This window comes from Paenibacillus sp. AD87 (assembly GCF_001659845.1).
Lineage (GTDB): Bacteria > Bacillota > Bacilli > Paenibacillales > Paenibacillaceae > Paenibacillus > Paenibacillus marchantiae.
The window spans coordinates 4,314,673-4,329,228 of record NZ_LXQN01000007.1 but is presented as its reverse complement, the minus strand read 5'-3'; the positions used below and the strand labels follow the sequence as shown (position 1 = coordinate 4,329,228).

Here is a 14,556-nt window from a genome sequence, read left to right as displayed (position 1 = left end):
GGGGGTATTTGTGTACCTAATGTTAAAGTTTGATTCGAATATGGAAATAATGGGTTAAAGGTATTCCGGTTAGTTTATTTTGAAGTTCTTCATGGCGGATTGCAGTTCTACCGCTTGTTCATGCAGATGACGTACGGTGCTGGAATGGGAGTCCATTTCATTCAGTTGGAGATCCGCTGTAGAAGCAATCTCTTGCATGCTTTGACGGGACTTGGACGTGATCTGAGCCGTTTCTTCCACGGAAGCACTGACTTCTTCAGCTCCAGCAGATACTTGCTGGGTAGAGGCCGATACCGTCTGAATGGTCAGATTAACGTTCTGAATCAATTCGTTAAGCTGCTGGAATGCGGAGCCTGCCTGTTGAACCACGTGAGTACCTGATCCAATCTCTTGGGTTACACGGTTCATAGCATCAACCGAACGTTCGGCGTCTTCACGGATGGTACCCAGGTAATCGGAGATTTCCTCTGTAGCTGTCTTGGATTGCTCCGCCAGTTTTCGTACTTCTCCGGCAACAACGGCGAACCCACGTCCATGCTCTCCCGCACGTGCTGCTTCAATGGAAGCGTTGAGGGACAACATGTTAATCTGTTTCGTGATTTCAAAAATGGATTGTACGATGGTCCCTATCGCGATCGAACGCTCGTTCATCGTTTCAACATAACGCAGAGATTCGCTCGCGGTCTGGCCGACACGTTCCATTTGCTGAATGGCATCCTGTGCCAGACGGTTACCGTTAACAGCTTCGTTTGCAGCATCTCCGATCTGCTCGGATACTTCGGCAGAAGAGGAGGCAATATGCATGATGCCTTGCGTGATTTCTTCCATGGCTCTGGCATTTTCGGCTGCGCTGGAAGCGATACTTACGCTGCCTTTCTCGGCACTTTCTGCAGAACGACTGGAGTCTTTCACCATACCGGACATGGATTCTACCCGTTTGAGCAAATCATTGGAGCCTTCCACAACTTCATTGGATGTGGAGAGGGCACGGCTAATCATTTCTTTCAGATTATGAGTCATCGTCTGGAAGCTTGAAGCGAGCTGTGCAATTTCATCCTTACCTTTAATCTGAATTTCAGCAGTCAGATCTCCTTGTGATATCTGTTTGCTATGTTGAACGAGCTGAATGATCGGCTTGGTTACACGTTTGATCATGCTTGTCGAGATGAGCCATCCGAGCAAAAAGACCAATGCCGTGATACCGAGGCACAACCAGAAGATCTGTGCAATTTTGTCCTGAATGAATTGGGCATCCATGCTAACAGCCAGGATCATGTTACTTCCTGCGATCGGAATAAAGGCTGCTTTATGTACACCGAAGGAATCGGCATAAACCTGGCTGATTTCCATTTCTTTTTTCTCAGTGGCCTCATTCATTGCTGCTTCTACTTTAATCTCATCTCCGGCTTTCATGCCCGAGGAGGTATTTGCGATGACAACCGTAGCTTTACCATCCTGAATAGAGACAACGTATGCTCCGTCCAAATTATGCTCTTTGGCTTTGCCAGCCAAATAGGATTCCACGGTCAGTGCAGCACCCTCAGAGCCAGCTCCGCCACTCTGTACTTGCAAAATTTTAGAAGCGGATGTGTTTTTGTATATATCCTGAATGGACGTGCCCAGGACCTTGTCGAACTGTGGAAGCACGTAACTCTGCATAATATTCATGGAGACAGCATAGAAACTGATACTAAACAACAGGGAAGCAACCAGCAGTACGAGGAACAAAGTGCCTCTGATTTTACCGGCAACGGTGCGATTTCGAAACATAGGATCATCCTTTCACGTCATGTTCATTAACATCGTCGCTTTTCCGTTATCGTAAGACTAAATACCAACGAAGAAAGGCCTAATTTTCACGTTGAGAAAACTTGGGAATAAGCGGATATACCTATATTACAAAATTAACCGGAGGTTGAATACAATAATTTTCACGATTCAGTGTATTTTTTTCAGGAATAGATGAATTTATTACACGCATATTACATAATATCAATTAATACCTACCAGAATAGTTTGTTATGTGATATATTGTTGAATATCGCTTTTGAGCGAGTAGAAAACCGGAATATCCGGTTACTCACACTGAGGAGGATTTATACAGATGAATACCTTTTTAATCATTTTGAACGTAGTGGTTATGCTCGCTCTTCTGGGTGTCCTGTTCTGGATGCAGAAGAAACATATTTCCTTTACCAAGCGTGTATTTGCGGGTTTGGGCATCGGGGTTGTATATGGCGTCATTCTGCAACTGATCTACACATCTGATTCTGAAATCATTACCAAGTCGGTCGATTGGTTTAATCTGGCCGGTTCAGGATATGTTCGTTTGTTACAAATGGTCGTGATTCCATTAATCATGGTCTCTATCATATCGGCCATCATGAATCTGAAAGGCAAGCAGAATCTCGGTAAAATGAGTGTTTCGATTATCGCGATCTTGTTGATCACGACGGCTATTGCCGCAGGGGTCAGCATTGTGACAAGCTTGAGCTTTAACCTGACTTCCATTGAGATCGAAGGTGGAGACAGAGAGCTTGCACAGGGGCAGAAGATGGAGGAACGTCTCGTTGACGTGAAGGATCAGACGATTCCACAGCAAGTACTGGAGTTCATTCCGTCGAATCCATTCGCGGACATGACCGGAGAACGTCGTACATCCACACTGGCGGTTGTTATTTTCTCGGCGTTTATCGGTGTGGCGGTGCTCGGATTGGATCGCAAAAAACCACAGCAGGCGGAAACATTCCGAGGTATGGTCAATGCGGTATATGCGGTGGTTATGCGAATTGTAACACTGGTGCTCAGGCTGACGCCTTACGGGATTTTGGCACTGATTACAAAGGTAACGGCCACCACGAATGCGGATGAGATTCTGAAGCTGATCAAATTCGTGATTGCATCCTATGTTGCGTTGCTCGTCATGTTCATCATTCATCTGATTATCATTGCGCTCTCTGGGTTCAACCCACTCACGTATCTGAAAAAGGTTCTGCCAACTCTGGTATTTGCCTTTACCTCTCGTTCAAGTGCGGCAGCAATTCCGCTTAACGTGGAGACGCAGACGAAGAAACTGGGTGTATCCGACGGGATTGCGAATCTGTCAGCAAGCTTTGGGGCCACGATTGGTCAAAACGGCTGCGCCGGGATCTATCCGGCCATGCTGGCGGTGATGATTGCTCCAACGGTCGGAATCGATCCGCTGAGCTGGGACTTCATTATTACCCTGATCCTGGTTGTCATGATCAGTTCATTCGGTGTAGCTGGTGTAGGCGGCGGGGCAACCTTCGCTTCCCTGATCGTGTTGTCCACGATGAACTTGCCGGTAGCTCTGGCAGGATTGTTGATCTCGGTTGAACCGTTGATCGATATGGGTCGTACAGCATTGAACGTGAACGGGTCCATGACTTCAGGACTTGTGACCAGCAAAATTCTGAAAGAAAACGATCATGATACATTTAATGATCAAAGTCGTGATTTGGATTCAGCCGTTCAGGCGTAATTCAGATTCATAAATAGGCCGATGGCAGTTACAGCCACAAGCCATGCAAGAGTAGCCGTTCTTCGGGTTAATCCGGAGGGCGGCTTTTTGCTTTTAGCATCGGTTGGGCATACCGTAAATATCATCTGAAGCCAGTTGGAGTTATTTAGTGCTGTTCAAGCTTGGGGAAATGTGATAGAGTATTCATGTTTTGGCCCAGAGCCAAACCGCGGTTCGTAACCATCCCGCGTAATCAAAACTAGGAAGGCAGTGTATTTATATTGTTTAATTTAGGATGGGGAGCGCTTTTTGTTCTCGTAACGTATGGCTTTTTTCTTTTGTGTTACCGCTTGTTCGGTAAAAAGGGTCTTTATGCCTGGATTGGTGTAGCAACAGTCATTGCCAATATACAGGTGACCAAAACGATAGATATTATGGGTATCGTTCTGACGCTGGGCAATACGATGTATGTTAGCATGTACCTGACCAGTGATCTGCTCAATGAGAAGTATGGACCGGGTGAGGCACGTAAAGCCGTATGGTTCGGGTTCTTCACATTGATTATGACGACAGTGCTGATGCAGATGGTATTGTACTTTGAGCCAGCATCGACGGACTTTGCACAGGAGTCAATGGAAAAATTGTTTGGTATGCTGCCACGTCTGGCACTCGGTAGTCTGACAGCCTATTTCATCAGTCAGTTCCTGGACGTGCGACTATACACTTGGCTGCGTAAGGTGGCGCCAGGGCGTAATCAGTTGTGGATACGAACCAACGGCAGTTCGATCATCAGTTCTTTCGCGGATACGCTGGTATTCTGCACGATTGCGTTTGCCTTCATCTATCCATGGGACGTCTGGCTTGAAATTTTCTTGACGACATACGTGATCAAATTTGTATTGACCGCGGTAGGAACGCCGTTTCTATATGCTGCACGAAGCTTTAAATTCAAGGATGAAGCCTAGATTCGTAGTTAAGTTCTTCTGCAAAATGCTAAATCCAAACACAAAAGTCCCGCAAAGCCATGCATTCATGGTTTCACGGGACTTTTGCTTATGACAAAAAGGATTAGTCCGTCAGGATTTGCAGCTCTTTCGGATATGTCGTCAGAACTTCTACACCCGTCTCCGTCACAATTACATCATCCTCGATACGTACACCGCCTGCTCCGGTTACATAAATACCCGGCTCAATCGTAAATACCGTACCTTCCTCCAGAATGTCCATGTTCTGACCATGCAGTGAAGGATACTCATGCACGTCAATGCCCATTCCATGTCCAACTCTGTGCAGGAAACGTTCGCCGTATCCGGCTTCTTCCGTAACCTGGCGTGCTGCACGGTCAATATCCGCACAGGTGACACCTGGCTTAACTGCACGAATGGCAGCTTCGTTTGCTGCGAGCACAGTGTTATAGATGGTTTTAAGTTCAGGTGAAATGTCACCAAAGGCAAATGTGCGCGTAATATCTGATGCATACCCACCAGCGTAGACACCCATATCAAACATCAACAGATCGCCATGCTGCAATTTGCGTTCACCTGGTGTGCCGTGTGGCAAGCCTGTTTTGGGTCCTGTGAGCACCATGGTATCAAAGGAAGGGCCGTCTGCACCGAGTTTCTTCATCTGGTATTCCATTTCGGCAACCAGTTCGATTTCGGTTACGCCTGTACGAACGTGAGATAGTCCTTGACGAAGCGTCTCTTCGATCAGATGAATGGCGTGGCGAATGCGAGCGACTTCATCCGGTGTTTTTTTCACACGCAAGGTGCGAAGCAAAGGGCCGACATCTTCAAAGTTGGCAGCGCCCAGCGCGGCGGTCAACTGTTCATAACGTGCGACAGTCACGTATTCTTTTTCGAGACCTACGCGGCCCAGACGTCCTTGATAACGCTCAAATAAAGCGTAAGGATTGTCCGTATCTGAATGCGTGGCAATGTTCGAGACCGAAGAAGCGGCTGCGGCGGCTTCCTCGTCGAGTGCAGGCACGATCAACAGGGGATCTTCGCCGCGTGCAAGAACAAGTCCGAGGAAACGCTCATGCGGATTGCTCGCAAAACCTGTTAAATAGTAAATATGTTTCGGATCTGTAATCAGCATGGCGTCCAATCCTTGTGTAGACAGACCAGCTTCCAGCCGGGATAAAGGAGTTTGATTCATAAGTTATATGTCCACCTTTCAGTTCGTTCTATCTTCTATTATAGAAGAATGTCGGAGAAATCCAAATGGACTTGTTTAGAATGTTGATGATGGGGGGAGGGCATTCCGTGATATGATAGATACTGTTAGAAATGATAACCAGAAGAGAGAGGGCGTTTTAATGTCAAAAAGGTCTATCGAGAGTATTCATCAGAATGTTTATGTACAATTGGAAACAATCATGAATAAATTAGACAGCAATCTTGAGCTTAAGCTTTACGCCTTAGTGCAACAGCAAGCACAAAGTGAATGGACTTTCACAAGAGTTAAACGAAGCATTACTCATAAACAACTAGAAGGAAAGACGAAAGTTACTTTTGAGGATCTAGGAGGGATGGATGGTGTTCTCTCAAAGTTGGGATTCTACGGTTTAGTGTGGGATGAGACTAAAGACCTGCTTCAGTGGCTTCGTGAGTCGATTTGTACCAAAACTGGACAAAAGTCACAGGAGGGGGAGCAAGAAGAAGAATTAGATTCGAAAATTGGAGATCAAACAGGCCTAAATCCGAATACAATTATGAATCCGATTCGCAAGGCGGATAAGGTATTATACACTGGTCGATTAAAAATTGAAGTGGAAGGGAAAGTATTCGAACTTATATACATTGTTGATCTCAATTATGTAAGTCAACATATATACAATTATTTCTACGAATTACCTAGACTTTCTTTTTTACATATGACACTTGAATACTTTTTCAGTGATTATTATAACGAGGTTCATCCTTATAGAAGATTAGACCAATTGCAATCTAAGTATCATGAAAACGAAGTGGCGTTTTTACAACGCATGACTCGGGTTTATTTTGGACGAGTATTCGAGAATATTAATAAAAACAATAGTGATCATTTAAACTCTGGTGAGCAGGAACCTAGTGCAATCTATTATGTGAATACACTTATTGACCAGATTGAGGGGATTTCAACCAAAACCTATGAAGGTGAAAATCCCTTTGGTTGTATGCTTCTCCTAAATTCAACCTTGGTGGGTCAAGAATTTGGACTGATTAAGTATATAATTCAGTTCAGAGATGAAAAAGGGATATCCCTTCATAATGGTCGGCGTATTCGCAAGTTACTTGAGATGACCAACAATGAGAAGGAGTTATATCTTATTTCAGATGGAGAAGGAATATACGGGATAGGCGAAGTTGATTGGGGAGTACTGGTAGATCAAAATGTTAGAGATAAGGTGTACAAAATTGAATTTAAGGGGATTTCTCGATATGAGTTGTCTTTAATTCGTCTTGGACAAGAAGAAATCACTGACGAGCACTTAATGACACAGAGAAATTTTAAAACCTTTAGAAGAACCCAGAGCTTTGATGTTATCTCGGATAGCTTGCTAGCTGTATCCTTTAAAAATCCTGAAATTAGACAGGAACAATTTGATCCTGACTTATTTGAAAGAATTATTCGTGCTGTATTCTCGAATAAGGACTTTGATCTTAATGATGTTGCTATAGAGAGACTTAACAATATTATTATGGAAGCTACCCGGCAACAGAGTGGAACGATGATAGTTATTACGGAAGAAGATATTGCCCATTCTGAAGTTGAGCGTTTAAACAAACAATCCACGCCAATTATGAAAACGGAGCTTGAACCTACATACATTAGATATCTGAGTGCAATAGATGGTGCGATTTACTATGATATCAATGCCTCATGTCACGCGATCGGTGTTATTTTGGATGGGATTGCAAAGGAAGATGTTGGCGATTCTAGCAGGGGGGCCCGCTTTAACTCTGCATATCGATATTTAGAACATATGAAGAAAAAGTATCCTAGTAAAGGATGTATAATAGCCGTTATTTCAGAGGATGGGCTTGTTAATTTGATTCCAGAGCCTGTCACGGAACGAACACTGAGAAGGATTGTTCAGGCCTTTGCTGAAAATATTTTGGAATTCAAGGCAACAGATGAGAAAGTAAAGGATTATGAGTTGAAATTAGAAGAAACCGCTGAAAGCATTGATATAGATCATGACTGCTACTTTGCTCTTGCTGATGCGTGGCTTGAAATAGAAAATTACAAAAGAGCGTCAGAATATTATGAAAAAGGTATGTGTATGACCAGCGAGTTATGTATTGAATATCGTAGAAAATGGGCAAAATCAATTTTCAGATTCTATATGGGAACTGAAAATAATGAATTGAAAGAGCAATTGATTCAAAAATTATTTGCTACAACGGAACATGTGATAAAAAATGGAAAAGATGATTTGATAAGTAATGATTACAATTTGTTTGGTATCGCATTGTCAAAGCAATGTGATTATCTTGAAAATAGCAATGAAAAAGATATTTGTTTTCAGAGAGCTTTGAATGCCTTCACCAAAGGGATCGAACTCAAGAAATCTAAAAAGCATATTATCTATGTTAACCGTGCTTTGATGTATTGGTCAGCAGAAAAATATAAAGATGCTCTTAACGATCTGATTAAAGCCGAGATAGAGACACCCAGAGATTCTTATAGGAAAGACATTATTACGTTGGCAAGTAAAGATAAAGATTTATTCCATCATCTTTACCAAGAATACCTTGAGAAAAAGGGCGAAGATTGGGAGAAAAGTGAACTGGGTAAAATATTATTGGATATGAATGAGAAAATGTCAGAATTACATCCTGAAGTGGCGACAACTACTGAGAGTTTAAGTAATGATGAAAATGCAATTATTGAAGACAAGAAATGACTCTTTTCATAATAAGTTAGGCTCCCCTTCATAAGCATGTGAAATGTAAACCAATCCTATTCTTTAATGTGATAGAAGGGAGACGTATTCATGAATAATCGACTAAGCGTTCCGTTATATGCTTCTTTACTCAGTATGGCTTTGCTAACAGCCTGTGCTTCGGGTGACCCGGCGACAGAATCGCAGCAGACATCACAAGGACAGGGTACAGGTCAGAGACAGACAGCGGAAGGTGTTAACAACGGGGAAGAGGAAACAGACGAAAATACTGTAATCCCTTACGAGGCTTCCGTGCTAGTCGACGGACTCAATGTACCTTGGGAGTTGGTAAGCGTGCCTGATGGACGGATGTTTGTAACAGAGCGACCGGGTACCATTCGGGTCATCGAGAACGGAGAGCTGGCATCTGAACCTCTGATTGAATTTTCTGCACCGTTTAATGAAGAAGGGGAAGGTGGCCTGCTTGGACTTGCTGCTGATCCGGATTTTGATGATAACGGTTATCTCTATGCATACCATTCCTATCTGGAAGGTGGTGGTGACATTGCCAATCGGGTATTGCGCTTGAAGGTAAGTGACGGGAAGGCGACCATAGACAAGGAGCTGCTCAGAGACATTCCTGGTGGGGTGAATCACAATGGAGGACGGATCAAGATTGGCCCGGACAATCTGCTCTATATTACGACAGGTGAACGCTATGAGCCGGAGTTGGCCCAAAACGAAGAAAGCTTGGGTGGCAAAATATTGCGGATTGGTCTCGGCGGATCGATCCCAGAAGATAACCCTTGGCCTAATTCACCCGTGTACAGCATGGGACATCGGAACGCACAGGGCCTGGCTTGGAACCCGGACAATAACTATCTGTATGCCACAGAGCATGGTCAGCGTAATTTTGATGAAATAAACCGGATTGAAGCTGGTGAGAATTATGGCTGGCCAGAGGTAGAGGGAGACGATGATAATAATGGCACATATCAGGCTCCGCTTGCCCATAGTGGAGATGAAACATGGGCTCCATCTGGTGTAGCCTTTATAGAGGAAGGTCCGTGGGCCGGATCACTGCTTGCTGCCAATCTGCGGGGTGAACAACTGCTTAAAATTACTCTGTCCGAAGATGGTACACAAGTAACGCAGGTAGAGCCGATTTTAAAAGACGAGTGGGGACGTATTCGGAATGTGACTGCCGGAGAAGACGGGAAATTATATGTGCTGACGAACAACCGTGATGGTCGGGGATCTCCACGCGATGGAGATGACCGACTGATCGTTCTGACGCCGAAACCGTAACATTTACAATAGAAAAGGGGTTGTCCCGCCATGTTCATGACGTATGGGACAGCCCCTTCGCTTCATTATTTACGTAAATATAGCTTAGGTTGCAGGGACCAATTAGTCCGCACTCTCCGCGAGTTCGGCAATGTATCGACTGGGCTCATCGGTGTACCCGCCACCATGGTAACAAAGCACCTTCTCCAGCTTCAGGCCAAGCAATCTTTTCAAGCTGCGCAGTGCTTCAGGCATGTCCGGTGTTGCGGGTGGAGAAGGACCCACCAATTCATTATCGACCACACGTAATTCATCGGCAGCGAGCAGGAATTGTTGCTCCCGGAAGTAGAGGCAGATATGTCCTGGGGTGTGTCCAGGTGTATGAATGACCTGGATGCCGCCTTGTAAAGGAAGCATGTCACCATCTTCTAGCACTTTGGATATTTTGAACTCAGTCCGTTGTGAGACCAATTGTTCCGCCAGCTCCGCTATAGGTTCAGGTAGCAACGCTTTGCGTTCTGGTGTGAACTTGATCATGGGCTCTTTGCCCGTGATATACGGAATTTCATCGCTATGCGCCCAGATTTCCAATTCGGGAACAGCATTCACCAGGGCACCAAGATTACCAATGTGGTCTATATCGGAATGTGTTACAATAATGCGCTTGATATCAGATAGCTGAACGCCTTCATGCTCCAGTGCGGACTGAAGTTCGGCGAATTGGCCAATCATGCCTGTATCCACAAGCGTAATACCATCTTCATCGCGCAACATAACAGGATAGATCGGGTTTTTACCCGCAGGTGTGACAATATGAAGATTTAGAACCGTAATATCCATGGGTTGATTGTTCATATTTGTTTCCGGATCGAATCCGGGGCACCTCCTTTGTCGTGTAGGACCATTTTGAATCATTCATTCGTCAGTTCTCTGACTGATTATATTTCAAGTGTTTTCTATACTTCTTCATCGTATCCAGGATGAATTCAAACTCTTGCTTTGCATCGTGATTTTCTCTAATAATGGAAGCATAAGAGAAGTTGGAGTGAATAAGTTTATTTCTCAGTTGAAACACTTTGGCTATTTCTTCTTCCAATTTCTCTTCTCCCGATTTCAGGGACAGATGATGATTTTTCAATTCAGCCTGAAGGATCTCAATATTGGATAATGAGCGGTATGCAGGAGTTTTCATCAGCTGAATAGAATTAAATTTTTTTTGATACGTTTGCTGGTATAGTTGATTTAGCAGGTCTTCAATAATCGTGCATAATTCAATCGTCCATGAACTATATTTTCGCTCTTTCCGTTTTTGCGTAAGCTCACCAATCTCTTCATCGTTCCGCAGTTTATCTTTTTCATACAGGGATGAGTCTATCTTTTGCTGGAGATTTTGAACTTCCTGTTCGATTAGTGCAATCTCAAGTTTCGCTTCTTTTTTCAGTTTCTTGAAGTCTTCTTTGGTTAGCATACGTATCCTCCCTATAAGACCAATATGTGTTCTTTCGATTATCTCATATTGACGTCAGTAGTGCTAAAAAAACAAGAAGACGAGAGCTCCAAAATATGAAGAACCTCTGGTTCAGAAGGGAAGTACCTGATGTCCATTCCAACAGCCATTGTTACGGGAGCCAATTCAGGCATGGGTCTTGCAACCACCATTGAACTTGCAAGGCAAGGGTATCACGTGATTATGGCGTGCCGCAGCGAGAAGCGCGGACAGCAGGCACTGGAGGAGGCGCTGCGTCAGTCTGGCTCTACTGCGATTGAACTGATGCTGTGTGACCTGGGGTCACTGGAAAGCATCCGTCATTTTGCCCAATCCTTCCGTGAGCGTTACGACACACTTGACGTTCTCGTTAATAATGCGGGTGTCGTCATGTTGAAGCGCCAAGAAACCTCCGATGGTTTCGAGCAAGCTATCGGTATTAACCATCTTGGACATTTCCTGCTTACCTTACTCCTGATCCAACCTTTGAAGTCTGCGAAGCAGGGGCGTATAGTGAATGTTTCGTCTGGTGCCTACAAAGCCGGCAAAATACATTTCGAAGATCCCCATCTGCATAAAGGCTTCAATCCAATCAAAAGTTACGCTCAATCCAAGCTGGCTAATGTGTTGTTCACCCGTGTACTGGCCCGCAAATTGGCGGAAACCCAGATCACGGTCAACTGCCTTCATCCCGGTGCGGTGGGTACAAGTATTGGCGTAGACCGCAATACTGGGTTTGGCACACGCATTATGGCTTTGGTTGGCAAACTACCGTTTTTCCTTTCACCTGAAGAAGGGGCACAAACGGCCATATATCTCGCCACAAGCCCTGAAGTCGCCGGCGTAACCGGGCGTTACTTCTATCAACAAAAGGACCAGGAATTGAAAGCCCATGCGCTGGATGTCGCAGCTGCTGAGCGTTTCTGGACATGGAGCGAAGAGCAAGTCGGACTTAGACCTGAAGAAAAATTGTAATTGCTGACCGCTTGAAGCAGAAGGGGAGACATTCTTGGAACAGAATTAGAGGCAGCCGTTTTCCATATTAACGGCTGCCTCTAACGTTAAGTTTCAGCCCATTCCTGATTAAGCGCTTAGGCTTTGGCCTTCACAGCTTGCTGAATCAGCTCAATAAATGCTTCAATGCGCTGAATGCCTTGATCGCCCTGACCGTATGCACGGACAGAGGCGGATGAGGCATTTTTCTCATTTTCCCCCAGTACAAGCGAGTAAGGCACTTTCTCCATCTGAGCTTCACGGATTTTGTAGCCTAGCTTCTCACTGCGCAAGTCTGTTTCTACTCGAATACCGGCAGCCCGCAGCTGGCTCTGAACTTGAAGGGCATAGTCTGCGTAATGATCCGACACCGGCAGCAGCTTGACTTGCACGGGTGCGAGCCAGAGTGGAAACGCACCTGCATAATGTTCAGTCAGGATGCCGATGAAACGATCAATTGAACCATAGATGGCACGGTGGATCACGACAGGACGGTGTTTCAGGCTATCTTCTCCAATATAAGTGAGATCGAACTTCTCGGGCATTTGGAAATCGAGTTGAATTGTTCCACACTGCCAGCTGCGCTTCAGTGCATCGAGAATGTGGAAGTCAATTTTCGGACCATAAAAGGCACCATCACCCTCGTTAATGCGGTATTTCACACCGCGCCGATCGAGTACATTTTGCAATGCGCTTTCTGCTTGATCCCACAGCTCTTCCGATCCCATGGAATCGTCCGGACGAGTGGACAACTCAATGTTGTATTCGAATCCAAAGATGTCGTACATGCGACCGATCAATGAAATCGCCTGATTGATCTCTTCCTCGATCTGTTCTGGCATCACATAGAGATGGGCATCATCCTGACAGAAAGTCCGCACCCGCATCATGCCGTTCAGAGCGCCTGAGAATTCATGGCGGTGGACCTGACCGAATTCCATCATACGAATCGGCAGCTCACGATAGGAATGGAGTGTATTTTTAAAAATCAGCATGTGTCCCGGGCAGTTCATTGGTTTCAGGGCAAAAGTGGCATCGTCCACTTCCGAGAAATACATATTGTCCTTGTAATGTTCCCAATGACCGGACTGCTCCCACAGACCGTTGTTCATCATGAGGGGAGTGCGAACTTCCTGATAGCCTTCCTGTAGTTGCAATTCACGGGAGAATTGCTCCAGTTCTGTACGCACAGTCATGCCTTTGGGAAGATAGAACGGCATACCGGGTGCTTCTTCGGAGAACATGAACAATTCAAGCTCTTTGCCCAGTTTGCGGTGATCCCGTTTCTTGGCTTCTTCCAGCATGTGCAGATGTTCATCCAATTGGGCTTTGCTCGGGAAAGCAGTGCCGTAGATGCGTTGCAGCATTTTATTATCCGAGTTGCCGCGCCAGTATGCACCAGCCACATTCAGCAGTTTGAATGCTTTGATCCGACCAGTGGACGGAAGATGTGGGCCTCGACAGAGGTCGAAAAATTCTCCTTGGTCATAAATCGAAAGCTCAGCGTCCTCTGGTAAATCCTGAATGAGTTCAAGCTTATACGGGTCCTGAATCTCTCCAAAGATGCGAAGTGCGTCCTCCCGGCTAACTACCCGGCGGCTAATCTTTTCATTTTCTTTTATGATTTTGTTCATTTCTTGCTCAATGGCAGCCAAATCACTGATTGATAGAGCATGCTCCAGATCGACATCGTAATAGAATCCATCTTCAATGACAGGTCCGATGCCCAGCTTCACTTGTTCCGCACCGTAGATGCGTTTGAGAGCTTGCGCGAGTACATGAGCTGTGCTGTGTCGGTAACGATACAGACCTTCCGCGCTGTCCAAAGTAACGATGACGAGTTCGCAATCTTGCTCAAGCTCCCAGTCGAGATCGACATTCTTACCATTTACGATTCCGCCGATGGCTTGTTTGCCCAGACTTGTGCTGATGGATGAGGCGACCGCTCCTACAGTGATGCCTGCGTTGTAAGAACGTACAGCTCCGCCTTGCAGGCGAATTTCAATTGGATGCCCGGGTTGCTGTTGATCATTCTTCGATTGGTTGCTGGATTGGCTGTTTTTATTCGGATTACTCATGTGAACCACTCTCCAATATTCAAATTTGAAGCGCAAAAAACACCCGTCCCGGAAAAGGGACGAGTGCGCTCAGCTCGTGGTTCCACCCTAATTTGGTTATGAATGCTCCTGAACACGACCAGCCGCCGCAAGCAAGAACATCATAACCCTCATTGGAATCCGTTATCGGGGATCAGGCGGTGAACTCTACTGACAGCTTTGTCGGGAATTCATGAAGAAGACCGAAAAGCTGAAGTTCGAGGTCACGGCTGCAGAGGGGTAATTCCGGTCCGTTCGCTGAAGAAGGTTTCACCAATCCCTTCTCTCTCTGGGCAGCACGCAAACGGAATCTTGTCTCTGGTCATCGCCAAATATGCAA

At 45.3% G+C, this 14,556-nt stretch carries 10 protein-coding genes; 5 read left to right on the top strand and 5 right to left on the bottom strand.

Features of this window, described 5'->3' with window-relative positions; genetic code table 11:
* Nucleotides 1-69 precede the first annotated feature (69 nt).
* Nucleotides 70-1,770, bottom strand: a complete 1,701-nt coding sequence (locus gpAD87_RS19095) for a methyl-accepting chemotaxis protein (RefSeq protein WP_064639921.1) — start codon at nucleotides 1,768-1,770, stop codon at nucleotides 70-72.
* A gap of 334 nt (nucleotides 1,771-2,104) precedes the next feature.
* Between gpAD87_RS19095 and gpAD87_RS19090 the strand changes: the two genes are divergently transcribed.
* Nucleotides 2,105-3,502 (top strand): L-cystine transporter, encoded by a 1,398-nt coding sequence (locus tag gpAD87_RS19090; RefSeq protein WP_063564371.1) that lies wholly within the window; start codon nucleotides 2,105-2,107, stop codon nucleotides 3,500-3,502.
* A 260-nt stretch (nucleotides 3,503-3,762) separates the two neighbouring features.
* The gene (locus gpAD87_RS19085) at nucleotides 3,763-4,446 is read left to right on the top strand and encodes a queuosine precursor transporter (protein WP_064639919.1); all 684 of its coding nucleotides are present in this window, start codon (nucleotides 3,763-3,765) and stop codon (nucleotides 4,444-4,446) included.
* Between the two features lie 103 nt (nucleotides 4,447-4,549).
* On the opposite strand, the gene gpAD87_RS19080 is transcribed toward gpAD87_RS19085, so the two are convergent.
* Nucleotides 4,550-5,641 (bottom strand): M24 family metallopeptidase, encoded by a 1,092-nt coding sequence (locus gpAD87_RS19080; RefSeq protein ID WP_064639917.1) that lies wholly within the window; start codon nucleotides 5,639-5,641, stop codon nucleotides 4,550-4,552.
* Between the two features lie 112 nt (nucleotides 5,642-5,753).
* Here gpAD87_RS19080 and gpAD87_RS19075 point away from each other — a divergent pair, with 112 nt between their 5' ends.
* A complete protein-coding gene (locus tag gpAD87_RS19075; protein ID WP_064639915.1) occupies nucleotides 5,754-8,375 on the top strand; it encodes a diadenylate cyclase in 2,622 nt (873 codons plus the stop codon).
* A 90-nt stretch (nucleotides 8,376-8,465) separates the two neighbouring features.
* A complete protein-coding gene (locus gpAD87_RS19070; protein WP_064639914.1) occupies nucleotides 8,466-9,662 on the top strand; it encodes a PQQ-dependent sugar dehydrogenase in 1,197 nt (398 codons plus the stop codon).
* A 102-nt stretch (nucleotides 9,663-9,764) separates the two neighbouring features.
* Here gpAD87_RS19070 and gpAD87_RS19065 read toward each other — a convergent pair whose 3' ends face one another.
* Complete coding sequence (locus tag gpAD87_RS19065; RefSeq protein WP_064639912.1) at nucleotides 9,765-10,496, bottom strand: MBL fold metallo-hydrolase; 732 nt, start codon at nucleotides 10,494-10,496, stop codon at nucleotides 9,765-9,767.
* 67 nt (nucleotides 10,497-10,563) lie between these two features.
* Nucleotides 10,564-11,109, bottom strand: coding sequence for a hypothetical protein (locus gpAD87_RS19060; RefSeq protein ID WP_064639910.1), 546 nt, complete (start codon nucleotides 11,107-11,109; stop codon nucleotides 10,564-10,566).
* A 129-nt stretch (nucleotides 11,110-11,238) separates the two neighbouring features.
* Here gpAD87_RS19060 and gpAD87_RS19055 point away from each other — a divergent pair, with 129 nt between their 5' ends.
* On the top strand, nucleotides 11,239-12,102 hold the full coding sequence (locus tag gpAD87_RS19055; RefSeq protein ID WP_064639908.1) for an SDR family oxidoreductase: 864 nt from the start codon (nucleotides 11,239-11,241) through the stop codon (nucleotides 12,100-12,102).
* Between the two features lie 116 nt (nucleotides 12,103-12,218).
* On the opposite strand, the gene thrS is transcribed toward gpAD87_RS19055, so the two are convergent.
* A complete protein-coding gene (gene thrS / locus gpAD87_RS19050) occupies nucleotides 12,219-14,198 on the bottom strand; it encodes a threonine--tRNA ligase (RefSeq protein ID WP_231952659.1) in 1,980 nt (659 codons plus the stop codon).
* Between the last annotated feature and the right edge of the window lie 358 nt (nucleotides 14,199-14,556).